We start from the raw sequence: 23367 nt of genomic DNA, 5'->3' as shown, positions 1-23367 counted from the left end.
ACTTCAAAAATAGCTATTTTTAAGATTTAATAGGAACTTTTTTAGCATTTGCTTATTTGTATGTAGATTCGTGTGTTACAGGATTAGATTATTCTGATATAATAACTCAAATATACATAGATGGATTCTTTTGAAATTATCGCAGCCGTAATTGGTTTCTTGGTTTACTGGACGCTGTCCTCAAGGTCAGGTAAGAAAAAGGAGAAAACCAGTACACCTACATTGCCTCCTTTGGATTTTGATTTGCCTAGCCGCTCTGAGAGAGGAGGTGAAAACCCATCAACAACGGCAGAGTCTTCACCATTTGAAGAATTGCTAAAGCAGTTTGAAGATCCGAAGAATGTAGATAGAAGCAGGAAAGCAAAACGCCAAGCTATAGATACAGAAAAAGCAGAGGAGAAGGCTAAAGCACTAATAGGGGACAAATACTCACCTGAAAAAGTGGCTGACCGAGTCTATAATGAGAAGATGAGTGATTATTATAGGGATCACAGCGGTATCAATAGAGAATGGAATGATAAAGAAAAGAAGAGGGTACAAAAAAATGTACATGCAGTATCTAAAGGTTCCAAAACAATTAAGAAGAAAAAGCTGAAAATGAAGGATATGATTACGAATCCTGAAAGTGTCAGAAATGCTGTAATCATGAAAGAGATATTAGATCGAAAATTCTAAAAGTAAAAAAGGACATCAACTCAAGCTGATGTCCTTTTTCTTTAGAAGACAAAATTATTATTAGTGTAATACTTTTTTAGCCTTTTCAAGTTCTTCCTCTTTAAGACTTCTTCTCAGAATTTTACCAACGTTAGTTTTAGGTAATTCTGTTCTGAATTCAATATGCTTAGGAACTTTGTAAGCAGTAAGGTTTTCTTTACAGAATGCTTTAACAGCATCCTCAGACAGGTGTTGGTCTTTCTTTACAATAAAGACTTTTACTGCTTCAGTAGATTTCTCATCAGGAATACCTATAGCTGCCACTTCAAGAACACCCTCATGCATAGCTACTACATCCTCCACCTCATTTGGATAAACGTTGAAGCCAGATACCAGAATCATGTCCTTTTTACGGTCTACGATCTTGAAATATCCATCTTCATCCATCATTCCAATATCTCCTGTACGTAACCATCCATCTTTGGTAAATGTCTTGGCAGTCTCTTCGTCACGTTGCCAATAGCCTTTCATGATTTGAGGGCCTGAGGCACAGATTTCGCCAACTTCACCTTGTGGTAATATATTGCCGTCATCATCCATAATAGCAACATCAGTAGAAGGGAACGGTAGTCCAATAAAGCCAATTTTACCTGACCCATCAATTGGGTTACAGCAGAGTACAGGCGATGATTCTGTTAAACCATAACCTTCAGTAAGCGGACTACCTGTTACTTCTTGCCATCTCATGGCTACAGCTTTTTGAACAGCCATACCACCACCAACTGTCACTTTAAGACTAGAGAAGTCAATATCTGAGAAGTTCGAGTGATTAAGCATACCATTGAACAGGGTATTAACACCTGTAATTACTGAGAATTTGGCATTTTTAATTTCCTTGATAAACCCATTCATATCTCTAGGGTTTGTAATCAGGATATTATGAGCGCCAATCTTCAGCATTGTCATACAATTGACGGTTAACGAGAAGATATGATAGAGTGGGAGAGCAGTGATGACAATTTCTTTGCCTTCTTCCAAGAACTTGTCCATCCATTCAGAGTTTTGCTCTAAGTTGGCTATTATATTTCGGTGCGTAAGCATCGCTCCCTTGGAAACTCCCGTTGTACCACCTGTATACTGAAGGAATGCAATATCTTCGTTTGTGATTTTAGCAGGAGTGAAGTTGGTCTTTGCTCCACCTCTAAGTACTTCCTTAAAGGTTAGCATTTTAGGTAAAGAGAACGGAGGAACCATCTTCTTGCCATATTTCACTACAGCATTAACCAAAAGGTTTTTCGGGAAAGTGAGCATGTCACCGATTTCAGTGACGATGACGGTTTCAATTTCTGTTTGCTTAAGTATTTTCTCAAGCTTTGAAGCAAAGTTGGCTAGAATCACAATTGCCTTTGCTCCAGAGTCATTGAACTGGTGCTCCATTTCACGTTCAGTATAGAGTGGGTTTGTGTTTACAATCACCAAACCAGCTCTCAATGCACCAAACATGGCAATTGGATACTGAAGTAAGTTAGGCATTTGAATAGCAATTCTATCACCAGGCTCAAGGTTAGTCTGGTTTTGAAGATAAGCAGCAAAGCGTTTAGAAGCAGTGTCTAATTCTTTATAGGTTAATTTTCCTCCCATACATTCGTATGCGATTTTATCACCGAACTTTAGGAAGCTTTCTTCAAATAATTCTATTAATGATGAGTATCGGTCAGGATTTATCTCATGTGCCACATCTTTTGGATAGTTATTAAACCATGGCTTTTGTGCTGTTTCTAGTTTCATGTCAGGTTTAATTTAATAGGGATTTATAGTAGAACTTATGTGAGTACAATTATTTTCAATTGGATTTTATCAAGAAAAAATCTTGATGTGGGCAATATATGAAATTGGGTGAAATTATAAAACGTATGTTGGCTGATTAAAGTGATTGCCAATTTTTATTTCATTTTGATTGAATATAGCCAATTATAGCCTATTTCTACATGAGTTGGATATTTAAGTGTTTGAAGTACAGTTTAATAGTGCTAAAGGGAAGGCTCGACTATAGCAAAGTTTGGCTTATTTGTTAAAAAAGAATAAAACTATCCGCTATTAGGTGTTTCGGATGGTGATTTTATTCTCTATCTTTTGTTTCAACCTATAAGAATGTATCTCAAAACCATCTTTAACAAAAGATAGTTGTTTAAAAAAAGAAGTTGAACATACAAAACCTTAGAATAATTAAATTCGTATCAAGAATCATTGAATATTTTTATACTATCTTACTTGTTGTAATTTTTGGGGGTATAGTTAACTGAGAATTCACCATATGATCCTAAACCGACTTAAAGACATCTTAATTGCCAATATCTTTGACCAATTGGAAAACAACCCAGTTTTCAAGGATAACTTCAGGCATAATATTGAAGATCTTGAAAAAGAATTTGGGTTTGACTTCAACAAGTACACTCAATCTCATGACAAGAAGCACGCTGGAGGATATGGTTATGAGCACTATGACCATCAGCAGTATGGAGGCAACCGTTCTTCATATGAATATACCAAGACGGTTAACAAGGAGCGAGAGTACTATGAAGCTTTGGAATTGCCTAATGGAGCGCCTTATACTGAAATTAAAAAGGCTTACAGGAAGCTGATGAAAATTTATCATCCGGACCTTTATAATAATGATCCTGAGAAATTTAAGATTGCTCAAGAGGTATCGTTAAAGATAAATGAGGCGTATACCTATTTTTCTCGTAAGCATAAGTAGTGGTTAAACCACATCTTGTTTACGATATTTTAATTTGTTTTTATTTATATTTCCATTGTTATAAAGATGGAGAACTTTTATCATTAAATTCATTACAATACTATGTTCGGCTGGTTGAAAAGATTATTTGGAATAGCCCAAGCGGAAGCAAACGCAGCATTAGATAAATTAGAAGACCCTGTGAAAATGACAGAACAGGGAATCAGAGACCTTAAAGTTGACCTTACTAAAAGCTTACAGGGACTTGCAGAGGTGAAAGCCTTACATATCAGAGCGAAGAAAGAGCTGGAAGCCAACTCAAAAGGTGCTACTGAATACGAAAATAAAGCCATCCTGCTGTTGCAAAAAGCAGAGACAGGTGAAATTGATGCGGTTGAGGCGGATAGACTTGCTTCACAGGCTTTGGCAAAGAAAGAGCAGATGGAAGGTAGAGCTACATCTGGTTCTAAAAATGTAGAATACTATGGTCAAATGGTGACCAAGATGGAAGATAATGTTCAGAAGCTTAAATCTCAGATCTCTGAATGGGAAAATGAGCTGAAGACATTGAAAGCTAGGGCAACTGTAAGTAAGGCTACAGCTAAACTCAATAAGCAGTTATCTAGTATTGATTCTTCTGATACTTTGGCAAGGCTGGAAAGAATGAAGCAGAAAGTAACTGAACAAGAAGCTTTAGCTGAATCTTATGGAGAGGTAGCAGGATTGAGTCAGAGTACTGTTGATGATGAGATTGACAAAGCATTGGGAAGTGCTGCAACAAGTGCCACTCCAGGCATTGAGTCTGAAGCCTTGAAAAAGCTAAAAGCAAAGATGGCATCAGAAAAGTCAGAAACTACCAACAGTGAAGGGGAGAGTAGCCAAACAACAAATGGAAGCCAACCAGAAAACAATAATGCTACTAATAATGGAAATGGCGATCAGAGTGAGTTAGAAAAATTGAAGCAAAAACTGAGAGACAACCAATAATAAAAAACGGGGCTATTCAAATAGTCCCGTTTTTTTATAGCCTGAAGTTTTACATAGACTCTCGTACTTTTTTAGGGAGTCCTTTAACGACTAAGTCATAGGAATGGTCAACCCATTCAAATAGTGTATTGTCAGAGACTTCACCTGTAACTTTGATTGTGTTCCAGTGCTTTTTATTCATGTGGTACCCAGGCTCCACACAGTTGTATTGTTCTCTAAGCTCAATGGCTTTTATAGGGTCACACTTGACATTGAATGACTTGAAGTCTTCGATATCGGTTAGGGCAAACATTTTTCCCATTACTTTGAAAACTAAAGTCCGGTCATCGAAGGGGAGTTCTTCCGTTACATGATTTTTACGGATACAGTAATCTCTAAAAGCTTCTATGTGCATTCTCCTATTATTGTCTGATGATCAACCTTGTAATAATTACAACCAAAGCGATCAGAAACAGGATAATTGAAATCTTATTGATCCCATGCATCACTTTCAGGTTGAAGTTGGTCTTTCTGTTTGGATCCTTTTTTCTAAAGAAATAGGAAAAAACAGGTCCGAAATCAAAATAGTCCTTTAGTGTGTTTTTATCTTTTTCCTTTTCCATGATCATTAGTAATTTTACGGATAGTTGCTTGTTGGTCCTTTTGCTTTGCGATGCCTTGTAAGGATATCTGGCAAATTGAATGATTTTTTGTGTGAATGTGAAATTTTTGACACAATACTTACAGCTAACAGCTCAGTTCTATTACAACCCTTTGAGATGATGATTGTTGTGAAATGAGCTGAGTAATAATTGTTTAAATTGCTTTTCGATATCTTATCAAACGGTTTGCATAATATTTTCATTTTTTCTTTACTCTTTTTTATCTTAAGAATACATGCTTGAAAACCTTATTTCTAAACCAGATACGACGATGGTAAGAATTATCAAAAAAATAATGGCACTGACATGTTTTATGCTGATGGCAAGTATGCTATCTGCTCAGGAATTCTCATCTGAGTTTTGGCATAGCGGTGAATTGGACCTTGAATCTGGTGTGACGATGAAAGGGAAAATTAAATATGACCTCCAAGGTGAGTCTTTGCAGTTTGTGACGACAGGAAATGTTGTAAAGTCTTATGGTGCTGAAAGTATCGCTGCATTTGAGATAATGGATGCATTGACGAAAAGAATAAGGTATTTTTATTCACTTCCTTTCAAGATATCAGGCAATTATTCTAAGAAACATTTCTTTGAGTTAATGACGGAAGGTGTGCCTTATACATTAATGGTCAGAGAGAAGATTGTTGAGAAGATAGAAACGGACTTTAGCCCTTATTGGGGAAGTACTTATAACACACGTAGACTTGTACTTGAGCATGATTTTTTCCTGATAGATCAATATGCTGAGCTTAGACAGGTGGACTTGAGAAAGTCTGAAACGGCACTTTTGTATATGAAAGACAAAATGGAAGAACTGGAAGCATTTATAAAAGTGAATGGTCTTAATATTAGGGATAAGGAAGATTTTACACAGGTAGTTAATTACTATAATGCGATGAAGGAGGCGGAGATGGATCAGAATAATGTCAGTGGGAGATGACAAGTAATAATTGACATATAGGTTGTATAGTATTTTAAATTTAGCGGCTTAATGCCGCTTTCATATTTTGGGAGGCTTTTTATCTTAATTAAGTCTATAATCTGGAGCTGCCGAATTAAATAGGGTTTATGGAAAATCAGAAAAAACCATTGATACTAGTCTCTAATGACGATGGTATCACTTCAAAAGGAATTGCTCATTTGGTGAAACTGATGAGTCAGATTGGGGAAGTTGTTGTCGTAGCCCCAAATAGTCCACAGTCTGGTATGGGTCATGCCATTACCATCAATGAGATATTACGCTATTACAAGTCGGATATTTTTGGGGATATTGAGGCTTATGAATGTTCAGGAACACCAGCTGACTGTGTGAAGTTAGCAAAAAACCACTTGCTTGAAGGACGAGTTCCTGATTTGGTAGTAAGTGGTATAAATCACGGAAGTAACACATCAGTAAGTGTTTTGTATTCAGGAACAATGTCTGCTGCTATTGAAGCATCTATTGAGGACTTGCCAGCTATTGGTTTCTCATTATGTGAATATGGGATGGATGCAGATTTTTCACATACATCTGATGCCATTCTTAAGATAGTGAAGGAAGTGTTGCAGTTTGGAATTCCAAAAGGAATTTCATTGAATGTGAATTTCCCTAAAAAATCTGAGGAGCCATTAAAAGGAGTAAAAGTCTGTAGACAGGCAAAATCTAAGTGGCAGGAAGAGTTTGATGAGCGAGTTGATCCATATGGACGAAAATACTTGTGGTTGACAGGATATTTTGTGAATCAGGATGAGGGAAAAGATACAGATGCTTGGGCTATTGAAAACAATTTTGTGTCGGTAGTACCAGTTGCAGTAGATATGACAGCCCACAATGCATTGTCATATCTTAACAATGAATTGAATATTGAAGAGTAGAATTAGTCTGTATTTGACTCATAAATAGAGGTAGCTTTTAGTAGTTGCCTCTATTTTTTTTGAAAAATTTTCATTCTAGTAATCAGACCATTATTGGACTAATTCAATTGAATAAGCATGTTTTTGTGTTTTCAGACTTGTTAGTTTGCACTTTTAGGCTCATATTTGCATCGCTTTTGAGGGAAACACGCTCTCAAAAATTGTTCTTTACAAAGCAAGCCTGGGTGGCGGAATTGGTAGACGCGCTTGACTCAAACTCAAGTGAGGGCAACTTCGTGCGGGTTCGAGTCCCGCCCCAGGTACACATGATGATTATCAGGCTTTATTTAATAGGTAAGCCTGGGTGGCGGAATTGGTAGACGCGCTTGACTCAAACTCAAGTGAGGGCAACTTCGTGCGGGTTCGAGTCCCGCCCCAGGTACACACGATGATCATCAGGCTTTATTTTTAATAGGTAAGCCTGGGTGGCGGAATTGGTAGACGCGCTTGACTCAAACTCAAGTGAGGGCAACTTCGTGCGGGTTCGAGTCCCGCCCCAGGTACACATGATGATCATCAGGCTTTATTTTTAATAGGTAAGCCTGGGTGGCGGAATTGGTAGACGCGCTTGACTCAAACTCAAGTGAGGGCAACTTCGTGCGGGTTCGAGTCCCGCCCCAGGTACACACGATGATCATCAGGCTTTATTTTTAATAGGTAAGCCTGGGTGGCGGAATTGGTAGACGCGCTTGACTCAAACTCAAGTGAGGGCAACTTCGTGCGGGTTCGAGTCCCGCCCCAGGTACTTTTCACCTTTCTCTTCCATTAATATCAATCCCTAAAATCATTTTAAATTAGAATCTGATTCCAATAATAATTTTATTATTAGAATAGATTATTGGACTTTACAGGAAAGTATGTGTATTTTTTCCTTTATTAGTATATCCAATTTGATTTACATAGTCATTTGGTGTTTGGGAGCTTGCAAATGAGGTAGGATGTTTACCTGACAACAATGTACTTAAGTGCATATTAATTGAAGGAGTTGAGCCTGATTAGTAAAGCTACTCAATGAGAATGAAAAGTAGATATGATGATGAAATTGAATGTATTGTAAGAGTGTAAGCTATTTGATAATATCCAGCAAACATTCTATTAAATGTAATTGACGCTGAATATCATCTTTAGCATATACTTTTAAAATGCCTTGCACACACTTGTACTTATTTTTGACTCCTGTTTTTCAATTTTTATTTAAATGCTAGGGTTTATTGTAGCCATATTACTTCAGATTGTTCCCACTGAAAGTTTTCAAAGTAACATAACAGTGAAAGGAAGTCCTTCTGATACAGGGACAGTAGTAAGCTATGCCTGGAGGGATACAACAGAAATTATTGAGCTATATGAGAAGGCTGAAGAGATGTATCGGGTAGACCCTGAGCTTTCAAAAAGAATAGGCAGTAAAGTACTTTCATTTAGCGAATCCAGACAGTGGTATAGAGGTATTGCTATTGGTTATTTTTTGATTGCTAAAGGCTATTATGGAGAATCCTATTATCGTAGATCTGCATCTGTATACCGAAAGGCATTAAGAGCTGCATTAGTCTCAGGTGATCAAGAATTGGAAGCCAATATTAAAAACTATTTAGGCTCAGCTGAAAGAGTTGTAGGAAAGCATGAGGAGGCTATTAATTACCACTTGGAAGCCTTGACTTATTTTGATAAAGTCGAGAATAAAAAAGGTATTCTAGAAAGCTACCGTAATATTGGTCACATCAACTATGTCCGGAAAAACTATCAGGATGCATACCGTTACTATCAAAATGCGTTAGAAATTGCCAATGAAATCGGTTATGTTCCCTTGAAGTCTTCTGTACTTTACTCACTGAGTAGTACAAATGTCAAAATGGGAAAGTATGATGAGGGAATAAAGCAACTAAATATGAGTATTGCTATTGACTCAAGCCAAAACAACAAAAGAGGTTTGTGTTGGTCGCTATATAAAAAAGGTGTTGCCCTCAGAATGAAAAAGCAATATACTGATGCTGTAACATACCTAACCAAGGCAAGAGAGATATCGGAGGAACTTCTTTTGAATAGAGTGATATCAGCTACTTATGTCGAAGAGGGAAGGTGCTATTTTGATTTAGAGAAATATGCTATGGCAGATGAAATGTTCAAGCAGGGCTTGGATTTGGCTTTAGCAATTAGTGATGTTGAGCTGTTACAGGATGTCTATGAACAGCTATATATTGAGCATGAGCAGATCAAGGATTATCCTAAGGCTTTGCATTACCTGAAAGAGTTGAGGTCTCTAAGTGATTCAATCTATAATGGTCAGAAGGAAGAGATTATTAAGACGCTGGAGACTGAGTATGGGACAGCAATTCGTGAAAGAGAAAATCAAGAGTTAAAGGCGCAGAATGAGCAACAAACCTCTGTTATCTATTGGCAGAAAATTGTGGTGTTTATCATTGGTGTTAGTTTATTAACTGTTCTTGTTCTTGTATTTGTGCTTTTCAGGGCAAATAGCTTTAGACATACAGCTAATATGAACTTGAAATCAGTCAATGAAAACCTGCATAACAAGCAAATGGAGTTATTGGCTAGACAAGAAGAGCTCAAAGAGGCTACAAGGGTTCTGAAGCAGAAAAATGAAGACATTACTGATAGTATTACCTATGCAAGTAAGATTCAGAAGGCATTACTTCCTTTGGAGGAAAGAATAAACTCTTCAATTCCTGAGCATTTTATACTATCCCGGCCATTACATATTGTAAGTGGTGATTTTTATTGGTTTCATGTTGTAAAACAAGGGGATGAAGAATTGACCTTTTTGGCAGTAGGTGATTGTACAGGTCATGGTGTGCCGGGGGCGTTTATGAGTGTATTAGGAAATAGTATTTTGAGGGAAACAGTAATTCAGAGAAAAATATATGAACCTGAAAAAATTCTGCTTTCTCTAAAAGATGCTCTGTATGCACACTTAAAGCCGGATGCTACCTTGAACCACGATGGAATGGAATTGGCACTTTGCCTTGTGAGGAAAAAAGCAAAAGTTCTTGAGTTTGCATCTTCAGGATTGCCACTTTTATATTTCCAGAATGGTCAGATGCACCGAATTAAAGGGGATAAGTCTAAAGTGGAAGGAAGGTTTAATAAGACAGGTCACTATAAGTCTTTTAAAATTCCATACGAGTTGCCACTAACATTTTATATGTATACTGACGGCTATCAGGATCAGTTTGGAGGTAAACGTAATAAGAAGTTCTTAAGTAAACGTTTCAGAGGACTATTGGAACAGATTCAAGACTTAAATATGTCGGAACAAAGTGAGTTGCTGATCAAGATGCATGAGAGCTGGAAGGGTAATGAGCCACAAACAGATGATATATTGGTTTTAGGTGCTAGACTTAGTTAAATGATCTGATAAAAAAATCCCTTGGAGCAAGGCTTCAAGGGATTTTGACTTTTGCTTAACAAGCTATTTGCTCAGACATATTCTAAGAATATGCAAACACATGGAATGGACCTTCTTAAATTGGAAAGACCTTACCCATGTAAGATTCCATAGGAAGTTCTATTGAACTTGGCTTTAAAGTTCTGAATCTTCCGCATAGGACTACGGCTGTCGATGACAGAGCGGAAGTTTGAAGGTAGGTCAGTTTACAATTTACGGTAAATCCTGATATGTATCTTTTCGGGAGTAGCCAATCTGACTACCACTTTCATTGAGATCAGTGGTGTGAGAAGCCACTGATTGTAGATTTTATGATTTATTTCTAGCCACAGGGTAATGGGGGAATTGCACGAGCTCCTATTTTCTCTGTGGCTTTTAGGTTCCTAATAACTAGGAATAATGTGTCAGTTGAAATCCAGTTTTATATGCTCACAGTAGTCATATAAAGTTTGAATATCATTGACAAGCCTGACGTCAACAACCTGTTCTGTGACAGTATTAGTTGATACTTCAACAAAAAGGCCATTACAATAAAGGAGTTCAAACCGTCTTGCTGGAAATTCAAAGGATGCGAGTAGTTCCGCTCTCTGGCGTAACTTGATTAGTTTTCCATTGTATTGCATACAGTTAATATTTGCAGGAAGTAATTATGATAATGCTATGATACAACTTAGATTTTAATTCATTTTAGGTTACTATGTTCCACAGTTCCACGGGTGTTTTATTACATGCTGATGGCAGCTGTAATCCGAGATAATGCTTAAATTTGGAGACTTTCGTCAATTCCTTTTGGATGTATGTTTTTGCTGAAATTTAAGATATGATTCGGTGAGCTGTACAATTTTATGATTTCCATAAGAGAGGAGTGAAAATCACTGAACAAATCTTCAGGGAATTAAGTTGATAATTGAGTAATCAGAATATAATCTGTCTTTAGATATGTCGAAATTTAATAAGCTGATAAGCACATCAAAAGTACCTGTATTGGTCGATTTTTATGCTGACTGGTGTCAACCATGTCATGCCTTGGCTCCAATCATAAGAGAAGTTGCTAGAGAGTATGGGGAGGAGCTAAAAGTGATTAAAGTGAATATTGACAAGAACCGTCAGGCAGCTGCAAAGTATCAGGTTCGTAGTATTCCAACCTTACTTTTGTTCAATAAAGGTAAAATAGCTTGGCGAGGAAGTGGTGTAATGCCTGCTCCAAAACTGAAAGAAATTCTCAGTCAATATGTTTGATAAGGCGAAAATCTTGCTTGAAAGAAAATTTCATTTCCTGACATAAAAAAAAGGTCATGACTTTATCGTAACAGTCATGACCTTTTGGTATGTAATAGAGTAGGGGTAACTAGATAATTTTCTTGTCTACATACTCAGAGTTGAATACCCTAAGCGCCCCCATATATTTCAGTTTGAAAGAAACGTAGTCTCCAACGTGATACTCGTCTCCAACTTCATTAACATCCAAAACAAGCATATCTGAGCTTGCACCTGCAATTTCCACTTTTGGATCTTCAGGAATCAAAAATCCTTCCTGAGCTACATCAAGAAGTCCGACATCAATGATCGCACGTTTGGAAGTCTTACCGTAATCTTCCTCATTGATCTCGTACATTTCACCTGATGGATTCTCTTCCATCATACCGATTGGGACTTTCGGTTTTTCGGTGATCTCAATAATTTGAGCTTTAAGTTTAAATACATCGTCGTGCATACCTTCCACTATATCACCAGTGAAAAGGTTGTTTCCAAAGAAAAGCATTTCACCAACTCTAAAGTGGTTAATCCCTTTAGGAACCTGTTTTTTGAATAACAATGGAATCACCACAGATGTACCTCCACTGACTACAGGCATATGCTGGTTGAATTTAGTTTCGATCAGCTGCTTGTAGAGGCTAAGTTGAATGAGTTTGTCTTCAGATGGCATAATACCATGCAGACAATTTAGGTTTGCCCCAAGACCAACAATCTTGATATTGGGCAACTGAAATACTTTGGCATAGAAATCTATCAGATCTTCTCCCATTACTCCTTCCCTCAAGTCGCCTAATTCAATCATGATAGCCACCTTATGCTCTTTATTTTGTTTTTGAGCTTCGTCAGATAGCCATTGAATTGTTTCAAACTCTGTGTTGAAACTCAGGTCAGCATATTTTACGACATCTCTGATGATACTCTTAGATGGCGGCTTGATATAAACCGTGTTGATGTCTGGATTCAATTTTTTGATTGTCTCCAAATTGCTGATTCGGGCATCACAGACTTCTTTGATTCCAAGGTTGATGACTTCCTGAAGATATTCAGGGTGGCCACATAGAATTTTGGTTACAATTGACCAGTCAATCTCGTTTTCTTCAAAGACTTCTTGTAGGAATTGATAGTTGTGTTGGAGTTTTTCTCTGTAAAATTCAATAAAAGCCATTGTTTTAGTGTTAGTGCAAAGCATTAAGTGAGCAACAATATGTATTGCTACTCTGCTTCAGCAAGTGAAGATAGAGCGGTTCGGCTAGTAACCATTCTATCAGATATTTGGTGTAGGATTGTTTCTAAATGTTAGTAAGGAGCTTTTATCGTGTCAGACGCATTTCAACGTATTTACTTTCGAATCCAACTTTTTCGTATAGGAATCGGGCAGGGTTGTTTTCTTCAACATGGAGTGCAATACTGCCATTCGCAATCTCCATGATATTTTTCATCAGTTTTTTACCAATGCCTAATCCTCTGGCGTCACGGTGTACAGCAATGTAAACAAGAATGTTTTCAGGAATATAGCCTGACATACCTGTTTCATTGATAATAGATGCTCCCATGATTTTGTCATCTTGCGTCGCAAGAATTACAAATCCACCCTTATTCTTATCAAATACATAATCCAGACATTTCAGAATATCTTCTTTCGGGTCGCCATATTGCTCCAGAAATTTTTCCAGGAATGTTGCAATCTGGTCATTTGTGAAATTTGTATCAGGTCCAGTTGTTGAATTAATAACCTTAATTTCGGTTGCTTTTTCCTTAATTGTGTCCATAATATATAACTTGTATCAAGAATATTTCTATAAAACTTTATTTAAACTAAGACTTCTGTAGGCTTTCTTTTGTCACTGTGAAATATACCAATCAGGAAGTATATAAATGCAGAAGATGTAATACCAATTATATTGGCATCAAGCCCATATGGAGGCTTCCATCCAGTTGCAATAAGTGTGACAGTCACTGACCCTCCCACGACCATAGCCCAGAAAGCACCAATAGATGTCTTTTTTGTAATGAACATTCCAGCCAATAATGGAATGAATAATCCTGAAACCATGACAGAGTAGGACATTAGCATAAGTTCAAGTACGTTCTTCATATAGGTTGCAATAATGATTGCAACAAAGCCAATCAAAAAGGTGAAAAACTGTGAGAGTTTAAGAACATTCTTTTCACTTGTTTTAATAAACCTACCAACAATATCAGTCATAAGGTTACCAGAAGCCGCCATCAGGCAACTATCTGCTGTTGACATAATTGCAGAGAAGTAAGCTGCCATCACGACGCCCATTAAACCTGCCGGAAGAATAGACTTCAATAGCAATGGTAAGCCCATTTCTTCGTCTGCCATTGCAGTGGCTGCAGCATCTCCTAAGATTCCTTGTACCATTGCTACTCTTGCCAGTAGTCCTAAAAGAACTCCCATAAAAGCCATGATAGGCCACTCAAATATACCTGCAATGAACCATGCTTTTTGAGCTTCGTGCTCATTTTTGGCTGCATAGATTCGCTGGTACAAGGTCATGCCGACAAACCAAATCGGAATAATCGTAACACTCCAATTGACAAAAGTTTGCCACTCAAGGTTCCCGAACTCGAAAAATGATGCAGGTAAAGTAGATACAATTGTATCATATCCACCTACAGCAATATAAGCCATAGGGATGGCAACGAAGATTAATCCAACCATCAAAATGATCCATTGGACAGTATCAGTATAAATTACAGCCTTTAAGCCTCCAAATACTGTGTAGATTACTGCTATACCACCCATAACCCAAAGAGCAGATTCAATGCTCAATTCAGGGAAAGTAGCTGAAGCTAACTTGGCTCCTGCCAGAATTTGTGAACTTGTAAAGCCCAGATAACCAACCGCAGAGATGATACCTGCCAGTAATGCAGTTTTTCCGTCAAAAAGAAACCCAAACAACTGAGGGAATGTCAGTAAGTTAATTTCTTTTGAAAGTCTGCTTACTTTCGGAATGAGAAATACAGCAGCTAACCAAGCGCCGGCCAACCCTGTAAATAACATCCATGACCCTGATAGACCCATAGCAAAACCGAGTCCTCCAAGTCCAATAGAGAATCCACCACCAACATCAGTGGCTACTACAGAAAGACCTATATGCCAACTGCTCATTGATCTTCCTCCTACATAGTAATCATCCGTTGTCTTGTTTTGTTTAAGAAAATAAAATCCCACTCCTAACATGGCAACCATGTAGGCGAAGAATATGATCATATCGAGAAAGTGCATAATTTTCTATAAAAAATAGTTTTGGTGTGTGATACGCTCTACCATTAGAGGTAAATATTAGCTTTCAAAAATAGTTTCTATGCGAACAAAATTAACTATTTTATATTTCTTAGTCAAATAATGCATTTTGACTGTAAGTATAAAATATTGATAAATAGTGATGTTATGTCCTGTATTTTATTAGAAGTACAGTAAGGTAAATTGCCTGAAATTGGAATTTTGTATGTGTAGAAACTAATTGTTTGAGATGGTTAAATCAGGGAAAAGATACTTACCAAATAGGCAGTGTATTGAAATAGGAGAGAGGATATTTTGTGATGAAACTATTTTTCAACAAAAAAGCCGCTTTTTAGCGGCTTTCTTTATGGTGTTAGACTGTTGGAGTTCCCATATCACCGTAAGTAATGATAGGAGCTGCATCAACATCTTCAATGTCCATTATTTTAACGATCTGTTTGAACGATTTCTGCATTTGATTCAGTTCATCCTCAGGCATCGTTTGCAGTTTTTGAGTAAGTCGCTCATGCATCAGAGGTGGAATGCTTTCCAACAGTTTGACGCCATAAGCCGTAATCGTGATATATGACACTCGCTTGTCAGCTTTCTTGGGTAGTTTGGCTATTAACCCTTTTTTTTCAAGCCTTGAAATAAGTCCAGTGATTGTACTGGCATTTAATTTCAAGAAGTTTTTGAGTTCTCCATTTGATGCTTGAAAGTCTTCCTTGTTTTTTAAATAATCCAAACACAATAACTGTGGGATACTGATTCCGTACTGCTTTTCAATACGTTTGCTTTCAAGGTTGATGGATCTGACAATTTTTCGAATGTCAATAAGGATGTCAGTATAATCCATTTACTAAAAGAAAAATATCAAAACATTAAAATTATCATTGGACTTTTCGTCTTTTACATTGCAATATTACAAAATTGTTTCTGTACGAACTAAATATTTCTTCGCACATAACATCTTCTGTAACAAAAAAGCACTTCATGTGGAAGTGCTGGAATATTTAGATAGTTACAAGCTAGCAAATTGAACTATTTCTTGATGACTAGCTTTTTGACCTTTTCAAGTCCACTATCGCTTCTAAACCTCACAAAATACATGCTTGTATAAGCGCTAGGAAGCTGCAATTGCTTTCTTGAGTTGGGAGGCAGTTTTTCCTCTAATACAATTTTGCCAATGGCATCGTATACGGTGATTTCTGTTCCCTCGTTCAGAAATGACTCTAATGTAATTATCCCATTTTCAGAAGGATTAGGGAAGAGTGTATACTCATCTCTGTTTATTTCAACTGGCGTTTTTTGTTGCGTGAAATGCTCATTGCTAGCTACACCAGAAGCTTCCGGCTCTTTTTTGTCAACTTCCTGACCTGTATTGGGTGTTGAAACTTTTGTTGGGTTAAGGTGAAGAGTAACATCAATAGAGGGGAGTTGCTCGTTCATTTGACCGAACTTGTCCGAAATTAGCAACTCACTTTCAGAACTTTCAACTTTAAAGTCAATCAGATATCCTTTTTGCTTTAGGTAGTGAAATTGATCCTCCATTAAAGCCACATTTCTCTGAATTAATTTGGATAATGTTACTCCTGATTCTCCACTTGCTTCAAGTGAGGTTCGGTTGATTCCAACAGGATATGAGACTTCTTCTTCCAAAAATGTTTCAGTTTGAATTGATTCTTGTATGGGGATAGTGTTTTGGGCATTTACATGTTGAAAGAGGCAACATGATATGATAAGGCTATATAAAATATAATAGGTTTTCATAGTAGCATCAATAAGAGGAATGTTATTCTGGGTTGAATGAATATCGTATTATTCGCTTAGCTAGTTGCTGAAAGCATCAATTAGTTTAACCTCTACCAACTACATAGTTATATGTGATAGGATATCATGGATTGAGAATTAATATATAGTTGGGAGTGGTGTACCATTAATATAATAAGAATGGGAAAAAATAGGTAATGCTTACATATGTAATTGTTGTGTATAATGTTATTTTCTTTGAATGACTGTAAATGAAATCGCGTACTAACGTAGATTCTAAGAAAGAATGATATTCTGTATTTGAATAATTTGATAGGAGAATGAGCTGCATCGTTGAGAAAGCAGCTCATTCAAGTGTAAGTTTAGTTGATAAGCATTCTTTTGACCTGTGTCATTTTACCTTCTACAACCAAAGTGTAAAAGTAGATTCCTTTGGTAAGTTGTGAATTGGTAAAGTTGACAGAGCCTTCTCCTTTTTGAAGGTTACTGATACGTTGTACTTCAGCGCCTTGTGCATTGTAAATGATTAGGTGAATTTCATTGACATTTTCTGGTATTGAATACCTGATTTCGGTATTGCTACTGAAAGGGTTTGGAGCATTTTGTTCAAGAATCACTTCGTGAATCGGCTGCTGTACCAACTGCTCTCTAATTGAGATGACTTCTTCTGTTTCTGTACCAGCGGCTATCCTAGCTTGACTTGGTGGGCAGCTTAAGTCAAGTACTGTCATACCATAGTTTGCCTTTTTACCTTGGTAAGTGACTTCTACAGCATACTCACCTGGTGTGAGCATGGCAGTAGTTCCTGTATTGTCCATTAAGTTGCCATCATTATACCATTTGATAATATGTGTGCTATAATCATAGCCATTAATTTCTAGATTGATATGACCCAAGCCATCCTTATATGAAATATTTGCAAAAACTTCCATCTCACCCTTGGCATACCAAGGATCAATATATCCTATATCAGGACAGTTCCATTTGATAATGTCTGCAAGTTTTATTCTGAACAATGAATTTCGTTTGGAGTGTATTACAGGATTATAGTCATGGAATCCTAGTTTTCTCCAGTTTACTGAAGTATACCAGAAACGGTCGCCATCTCTGAGTCTTTCAAATTGATCCCTGATGATGTAGTAAAACGTTTTTCCAACAATACCACCTCTATAGGCAGGTTCAGCAAGTCCACCAACCCAAAGGTCAACATTCTTAACATGACCATATACTTCCTCCATTAATTTGGCAGCCTGATAGTCATTGGTGATATGTCTAAAATGATGAACTTTTTCACCGGTATAGGCTCTTCTACAATCCTGATATGAAGGCAAACCATGATCTCGTCCTCGTTGAATGTTTCTGGCACCTAAATCAAACCCGATAAATGATTGACCGTTGTTCCCAAACAGAAAGCTTCGTAAGTCACTTACAATTTTCAGGTCTACATCTTGGGCACGTTTGATACAAAGCCCTCTTAAGATAGGTTCAATACCACCTTCTTGCCTGATCAGGTTTGGATTGAAAAAAGCATCTTTTAGCCTTACATCTCCTTGCTCAATTGGTTGGTTGTTTGAGTCTCTTCTCATCAGGACAGGAGGGATCATAGAGTGTCCAAATCGGAATGCTGCAGTAGAGAAAACATTACTAATGCTTGGGTCAACTCGGTAACTATAATACTGATAAGGACTTGGAGAAGAGTAACCCAGAATTTTAGGTAAAAACTCTTTGAAGGTGATAATCTGCATTTCGGCTCCCACAATAGCTCTAGCCATCTGATAGATTCTCTCGTCCTTTTCTGATGCACCATCAGGGAGTTCATCAGCATAGTGAGCTGCAATATATTTGGCAAGTCTATTATGTTCTCTAAGGAAAAGTGTATGTAACGAGGTCAAAGCAATGTTCTCATTGGCTCTGATGTCACCAGCCTGAAACATTCCTCCATAGTAAGGTAGCAGTTTACCGTCATTACTGGTTTTCATCAGTCCTTCACTCATTGTTCTTAGGCTATTTGCGGTTTCTTCACTGCTGCCATATACTTGTGAAGCATCAATAAAGGCGGTAATTACATTGATTTGTTCTCTAGGGTTTTTTCTGCTATTTCCTGTACTTTCATCATAAACAGAGCGTGTAGTATTCATTTCGTATGCTCCTCTACAATGCAGGAAAATCTCATCATCTTCAGGTATTTTGATGTTGAAGTTTTCTCCAGTACCATCTTCTGTAAGATCAATGTCATGGTCAAGGAACTGTCCCCAGGCCCATACAAAATTACTGAAGTTCTTTCGGTTCATCATATTGAAACCTTGATGACAAAGTTTATTGGTGACTAGTCTTGGAGACGGTAACTTGTCTGAAGAAGATCCATTTCCCCAAGGTTCACTTATTTTGTCTGCATAGTTTGAAGGTGTATTGATCCATCGTTGGATGCCCGGAGAAAACCATTCTCTTAACAGTCTTATATCTGTAGCTCCAAAAGATTCGAAATATGGATTGTTGCCTTCTCCATTGTATGTCCTGAACTCAGGAGCATTGTGGCGATGCTTCTTTCTTCCATTATTCCACTCTTGGGCATTGGTGTCTATAACATTACTCAATAGGAGGAGGATCAGTATAGAATAGCGAAAGACTAGGGTAGAATTCTTTTTCATAGTAAAATGAGGAAAGATTTGACGTGACTAAGCTGTGTTGTATGGTTAATAAGGGTGATTGATGGTGTATAGGTTTTAAATATTGAATTGATGTAAAGCAATCTTAATAGATACCTAACAAAGGCGGAAGTGTCATTTGTGAATAATAAATAGTCAAAGGACTTTCATTTGAATTTGGGGTGTTTCAAATGAATTTTGTTGAAAGAATAACCCAGAATGAGTTGTTGTTTGCACTGTTATTTTACAAACATTTTCTAAATGAAATAATTCACTTATTACGTAAGATTAACTGTGAATATTCCTTTATATTCTCAATAATTCTAATATTGCTAAGGCATTATGAAACGTATTTTTTTAATTGAAAAGGAATTATCATTCCTATCAGGATATACTTTTTAGACGGCTTCAATTCATCTTGTCTGATTTACTGACTAAACTTTCAAGCGCTATGAAATGCCTCGTTTTAACCAATCCAATCCTTTCGTTACTTCTGTATATTTGGGCGTCTCCTGTCTTTGCTCAGGAATGTGGTTGTGATCATACAATACCATTGAGTGTCGGGTATAATTGGTTTGGGGATCATGTAAAGCCCGGAGAAACGGTTTGTCTTGAGGCAGGGAAAAGGAACTCACAGCTTGTTATCAACAACTTAAAAGGCACTTCAGAGAACAGAATTATTGTGAAAAACTGTGGTGGACTCTCTTCTTTTAACGTGCCTGCTGATAAGTCTTTTGTGCTAAAGTTTCTGAATTCATCTGACTTTATCCTTTCTGGGGATGGAGATGAAGAGGAAAAGTATGGAATAGAACTATCTGGCGGGGTGATAGGCTTACAGTTGACAGGACTTACTACTGACTTTGAGGTGAAAGGTATACACGTACATGATGTCAGCTTTGCAGGAGTAATGGCTAAAACAGACCCTAGTTGTGATGAAAGAACATGGAGAGGAAATTTTGTGATGAAAAATATTTCTATTCACCACAACTTGGTGCATCACACAAAAGGAGGTGAAGGGTTTTATGTGGGGAATTCCTTCTTTGCAGGTGGAATGGATAAAGAGTGCGGGAAAGTATACCCTCATGAAGTAGTAAACTTAGACCTATATAATAATAGAGTACATGATACAGGTGCTGAAGGGATTCAGGTTGGATGTGCCGTAAAAGGATGTCGCATTTATGGTAATTATATAGAAAGGACAGGCTTGGACCCATTTAATGGGAGAAGCAATCAGCAGAATGGAATCCAGTTGGGTGAGGGGACTGGAGGCATGTGCTATAACAATATAGTGAAGGACGCTAAGGGAAATGCAATAATTGTTCTTGGTTTAGGTGATAATATGATCTTCAACAATATCCTGATCAGGCCCGAAGGTGCAGGGATGTTTATTGATGAGCGTTTCCCATCTACTATTACTGGACCTGGCAGTGGTTATAGGGTTTATAATAACACCATTATTCAACCTCGGAAGCACGGGGTTTGGATCTATGCTGAAGAGGTGGAAAAAAATGAGGTTGTCAATAATATTATCGTGGCTCCAGGCTCAGGGCAATATATCTCTCATGATGGGTGCCCAGGACTACCAAATGTTATAGACTCAAATAACCTGAAAGCCTTTAAAATTGGTGAAGTGGGATTTGTAAATCCAGAAACAGATGATTATCGATTGGGTAGTGATTCTCCGGCTATTGGTTATGGAACAGACCTTTCGGATAAAGGAGTTATTAAGGATATTATTGAACAGCGTAGGGAAAATGGAAGGTTTGATGCTGGCGCTTTCAATTTTAATCATTAGAGCACCCGTAAATGATATAAAAGTACAATTCAATACATTTTGATATTATAGTTTAGGTATTCAGAAATGAATATGTGATTTTTTTAATCTTATTTAATTTTTTTGAACTGAAGTTTGTGCTCTAAATGTTTAAGAGTTGCAAATAAGTATTAAGATAGATCAAGCTTATTGGCTTTCATGGTGCTTATTGGCTATATTGAGTCTAAGAATTATTGATAAACGATCAAATATTACACATGTAATGTTTGTCAGTGTAAATTTGGTAACGATCCAAGTGACCCAAATGCTCAACTTATAAAACTACACTTTTGAGATAAGCTCTGTTCTCAAAGGATAATTACAATCACTATTGCTATTTGTGTGCTATGTGGCTGCTTCCTATCATCAGCCTCCAAACTCAACAACTACTTACTCCAAAAATTATTCAATCTGTAGCCTATGAAAAGTGATTTATACGATTTGTCGTATCTCGAGAAATTCTCTGGAGGTAAAAAAGATTTCTATATTAACATCTTAAACTCATTTGTTTCAAGCTTAGATCAAGACCTGGCCTCATTTGAATCAGCCTTACTAGCCAAAGATTGGCTGACAATTAGTGAACTGGCCCATAAACTCAAATCTTCATTTGAAACGCTTGGTATTCGATTACTTAGATACGAAACATTCCTTTTGGAGTCCAATACTTGGTTGATGGCTTTGCCTGAAGCCAGCAGGATTAGACTCTCCTCAAGATATTTGCGAAAAAGTTTGAGTATTCTTCGTCAGGTTTCTGTGCAGATAGAACAGCAAGAGCCATCCTGACATAGTAAGAACACTAGAACTTTATAGTCCATTAATTTCGACTGTACCAACGTACAGACGCTTGCTGATGCGTGCCTATAACAAAGTGTAATGATTTTCGATTCATGACGCTTTCCAAAACTGTAACAAGAACCGATACCTATTTTCAGGTATCTACCACTATTATAATCTGTTATTACTGCTCTGTAAACTAACACGTCATGGCTAAAAAAATACTTATTCTGGACGACGACCAGTTTATGAGGGATTTTCTCTGTACGATCCTTTCAGAAAAATTTGAACTACAATCTGCTAAAAACATTGAAGACGGCTGGCAAATCCTGAAGTTTTGGGAGCCTGACCTGATAATTTCAGACTTGTATATGCCAGGAAAGACTGGTGTACATTTATTGGAAGAGGTCAGGAAGCACAAGAGAATCAATGCTATTCCGGTCCTGATACTTTCTGGAAGCAGTAAGAGTACAGACAGGATCAATAGTTTTATCAAGGGAGCATCTGATTTTGTGACCAAGCCATTTCATCCAGAAGAATTGAAACTGCGTGTTGATCGACTATTGGAAAGCCAAAATGGGCATTCAGGTGAAAAGCCAAAAAATAATGTTTCCAAGCATACGGCAGGGAAGAAGACACATTGGATCAAAAGGATCTTTGACATTGCTTTCTCTTTTACAGCATTGTTAATGTTGTCGCCAATATTTATGGTCATAGCATTGTTGATTCGTCTAGAATCTAAAGGGGATATTTTCTATATCTCAAAAAGGGTGGGAGAGAACTACAGGATATTCAACTTCTTCAAGTTCCGAAGCATGTATGCAGATGCAGATCAGCGGTTGGCCAATATGAAGCATTTGAACCAATATGCTGTAGCTGCAGAAACAGTAGCAACTAACATTGAAGAAGATTGTACTTCACTTTGTCCTGCTTGTTCAGCGGCTGGAAGTACGTCGTGTACTTCAATGGTCATTGGAGATAATGGAAAAGAAAAGTGTGAGTATATGGCCATGCAGGAGATGAAAGCCTCTCCTGCATTCTTGAAGTTTGAGAACGACCCGAGAATTACAAAAGTGGGACGTTTTATCAGGTCAACCAGCATTGATGAGTTACCACAACTCTTCAATGTATTGATTGGAGACATGTCCATTGTTGGGAACAGGCCTTTGCCTCTTTATGAGGCGGAAATGCTGACTGATGATGAAGCCGTTGCAAGATTCGGTGCTCCTGCAGGTATTACAGGTTTATGGCAGGTTACCAAAAGAGGTAAGAAGGACATGTCAGAAGCAGAACGGAAGGCATTGGATAACGATTATGCAAAACGATGGTCTATGCTTACAGATATACAAATTATACTCAAAACAATCCCTGCCTTAATGCAAAAGGAGGATGTATAAATAGATTTAGCTAAGTAAATAAATATTGGTACAGGAGCAGGAGAAGCGGCGGAATGCAGCAACAGGTAGAGATACCTAATCAAGAAATCATTCTGCATCAGTTACTTGAATTGAATGGTAGGTTGTATCCAATAAGGATATGAGCCTGA

The 23367-nt window shown here is 37.4% G+C and carries 19 protein-coding genes and 5 tRNA genes; 15 read left to right on the top strand and 9 right to left on the bottom strand.

What is annotated here, in order from left to right:
* Positions 1 to 120 precede the first annotated feature (120 nt).
* The gene (locus V6R21_RS16780) at positions 121 to 675 is read left to right on the top strand and encodes a hypothetical protein (protein WP_334244785.1); all 555 of its coding nucleotides are present in this window, start codon (positions 121 to 123) and stop codon (positions 673 to 675) included.
* 60 nt (positions 676 to 735) lie between these two features.
* On the opposite strand, the gene V6R21_RS16775 is transcribed toward V6R21_RS16780, so the two are convergent.
* Positions 736 to 2442, bottom strand: coding sequence for an AMP-binding protein (locus V6R21_RS16775; RefSeq protein ID WP_334244784.1), 1707 nt, complete (start codon positions 2440 to 2442; stop codon positions 736 to 738).
* Between the two features lie 526 nt (positions 2443 to 2968).
* Here V6R21_RS16775 and V6R21_RS16770 point away from each other — a divergent pair.
* Both V6R21_RS16770 and V6R21_RS16765 read left to right on the top strand, forming a co-directional pair.
* Positions 2969 to 3412, top strand: a complete 444-nt coding sequence (locus V6R21_RS16770; protein WP_334244783.1) for a J domain-containing protein — start codon at positions 2969 to 2971, stop codon at positions 3410 to 3412.
* A gap of 114 nt (positions 3413 to 3526) precedes the next feature.
* Positions 3527 to 4378, top strand: coding sequence for a PspA/IM30 family protein (locus V6R21_RS16765; protein ID WP_334244782.1), 852 nt, complete (start codon positions 3527 to 3529; stop codon positions 4376 to 4378).
* A gap of 49 nt (positions 4379 to 4427) precedes the next feature.
* Here V6R21_RS16765 and V6R21_RS16760 read toward each other — a convergent pair whose 3' ends face one another.
* Together V6R21_RS16760 and V6R21_RS16755 are read right to left on the bottom strand one after the other, a co-directional pair.
* Entirely contained in the window at positions 4428 to 4772 is a 345-nt protein-coding gene (locus V6R21_RS16760; protein WP_334244781.1) for an MmcQ/YjbR family DNA-binding protein, read from the bottom strand.
* 7 nt (positions 4773 to 4779) lie between these two features.
* Complete coding sequence (locus V6R21_RS16755; RefSeq protein WP_334244780.1) at positions 4780 to 4980, bottom strand: DUF6728 family protein; 201 nt, start codon at positions 4978 to 4980, stop codon at positions 4780 to 4782.
* A gap of 310 nt (positions 4981 to 5290) precedes the next feature.
* Between V6R21_RS16755 and V6R21_RS16750 the strand changes: the two genes are divergently transcribed.
* From V6R21_RS16750 to trxA, 9 genes are all read left to right on the top strand, one after another.
* Complete coding sequence (locus V6R21_RS16750; protein ID WP_334244779.1) at positions 5291 to 5959, top strand: hypothetical protein; 669 nt, start codon at positions 5291 to 5293, stop codon at positions 5957 to 5959.
* Positions 5960 to 6087: 128 nt separating this feature from the next.
* Positions 6088 to 6873 carry a 5'/3'-nucleotidase SurE gene (surE, locus tag V6R21_RS16745; protein WP_334244778.1) on the top strand — a complete coding sequence of 262 codons (786 nt, stop codon included), beginning with the start codon at positions 6088 to 6090 and terminating at the stop codon, positions 6871 to 6873.
* A 218-nt stretch (positions 6874 to 7091) separates the two neighbouring features.
* A tRNA-Leu gene (locus V6R21_RS16740) sits at positions 7092 to 7175 on the top strand.
* A 35-nt stretch (positions 7176 to 7210) separates the two neighbouring features.
* Positions 7211 to 7294 (top strand) — tRNA-Leu (locus tag V6R21_RS16735).
* 37 nt (positions 7295 to 7331) lie between these two features.
* Positions 7332 to 7415: transfer RNA gene (locus tag V6R21_RS16730), tRNA-Leu, on the top strand.
* 37 nt (positions 7416 to 7452) lie between these two features.
* A tRNA-Leu gene (locus V6R21_RS16725) sits at positions 7453 to 7536 on the top strand.
* A 37-nt stretch (positions 7537 to 7573) separates the two neighbouring features.
* Positions 7574 to 7657, top strand: a tRNA-Leu gene (locus V6R21_RS16720).
* 453 nt (positions 7658 to 8110) lie between these two features.
* Complete coding sequence (locus V6R21_RS16715; protein WP_334244777.1) at positions 8111 to 10273, top strand: tetratricopeptide repeat protein; 2163 nt, start codon at positions 8111 to 8113, stop codon at positions 10271 to 10273.
* Between the two features lie 978 nt (positions 10274 to 11251).
* The gene (trxA, locus tag V6R21_RS16710; protein ID WP_334244776.1) at positions 11252 to 11551 is read left to right on the top strand and encodes a thioredoxin; all 300 of its coding nucleotides are present in this window, start codon (positions 11252 to 11254) and stop codon (positions 11549 to 11551) included.
* Positions 11552 to 11660: 109 nt separating this feature from the next.
* Here trxA and V6R21_RS16705 read toward each other — a convergent pair whose 3' ends face one another.
* The 6 genes from V6R21_RS16705 to V6R21_RS16680 all read right to left on the bottom strand — a co-directional run bounded on the left by V6R21_RS16705 (position 11661) and on the right by V6R21_RS16680 (position 19237).
* Complete coding sequence (locus V6R21_RS16705; RefSeq protein WP_334244775.1) at positions 11661 to 12734, bottom strand: alanine/ornithine racemase family PLP-dependent enzyme; 1074 nt, start codon at positions 12732 to 12734, stop codon at positions 11661 to 11663.
* A gap of 145 nt (positions 12735 to 12879) precedes the next feature.
* Positions 12880 to 13338 carry a GNAT family N-acetyltransferase gene (locus V6R21_RS16700; RefSeq protein WP_334244774.1) on the bottom strand — a complete coding sequence of 153 codons (459 nt, stop codon included), beginning with the start codon at positions 13336 to 13338 and terminating at the stop codon, positions 12880 to 12882.
* Positions 13339 to 13379: 41 nt separating this feature from the next.
* The gene (locus tag V6R21_RS16695) at positions 13380 to 14822 is read right to left on the bottom strand and encodes a sodium:solute symporter family protein (RefSeq protein ID WP_334244773.1); all 1443 of its coding nucleotides are present in this window, start codon (positions 14820 to 14822) and stop codon (positions 13380 to 13382) included.
* 370 nt (positions 14823 to 15192) lie between these two features.
* Positions 15193 to 15675 carry a MarR family winged helix-turn-helix transcriptional regulator gene (locus V6R21_RS16690; RefSeq protein ID WP_334244772.1) on the bottom strand — a complete coding sequence of 161 codons (483 nt, stop codon included), beginning with the start codon at positions 15673 to 15675 and terminating at the stop codon, positions 15193 to 15195.
* A 185-nt stretch (positions 15676 to 15860) separates the two neighbouring features.
* Positions 15861 to 16478, bottom strand: coding sequence for a T9SS type A sorting domain-containing protein (locus tag V6R21_RS16685; RefSeq protein WP_334244771.1), 618 nt, complete (start codon positions 16476 to 16478; stop codon positions 15861 to 15863).
* A 473-nt stretch (positions 16479 to 16951) separates the two neighbouring features.
* A complete protein-coding gene (locus V6R21_RS16680) occupies positions 16952 to 19237 on the bottom strand; it encodes a peroxidase family protein (RefSeq protein ID WP_334244770.1) in 2286 nt (761 codons plus the stop codon).
* Positions 19238 to 19685: 448 nt separating this feature from the next.
* Between V6R21_RS16680 and V6R21_RS16675 the strand changes: the two genes are divergently transcribed.
* The 3 genes from V6R21_RS16675 to V6R21_RS16665 all read left to right on the top strand — a co-directional run bounded on the left by V6R21_RS16675 (position 19686) and on the right by V6R21_RS16665 (position 23218).
* A complete protein-coding gene (locus tag V6R21_RS16675) occupies positions 19686 to 21029 on the top strand; it encodes a right-handed parallel beta-helix repeat-containing protein (protein ID WP_334244769.1) in 1344 nt (447 codons plus the stop codon).
* Positions 21030 to 21467: 438 nt separating this feature from the next.
* Positions 21468 to 21830 carry an Hpt domain-containing protein gene (locus V6R21_RS16670; protein ID WP_334244768.1) on the top strand — a complete coding sequence of 121 codons (363 nt, stop codon included), beginning with the start codon at positions 21468 to 21470 and terminating at the stop codon, positions 21828 to 21830.
* Positions 21831 to 22030: 200 nt separating this feature from the next.
* On the top strand, positions 22031 to 23218 hold the full coding sequence (locus V6R21_RS16665; protein WP_334244767.1) for a sugar transferase: 1188 nt from the start codon (positions 22031 to 22033) through the stop codon (positions 23216 to 23218).
* Positions 23219 to 23367 lie beyond the last annotated feature (149 nt).

Source organism: Limibacter armeniacum (genome assembly GCF_036880985.1).
Lineage (GTDB): Bacteria > Bacteroidota > Bacteroidia > Cytophagales > Flammeovirgaceae > Limibacter > Limibacter armeniacum.
Note: the sequence above shows the minus strand (reverse complement) of the source record. Positions and strands in the feature narration are given on the sequence as shown.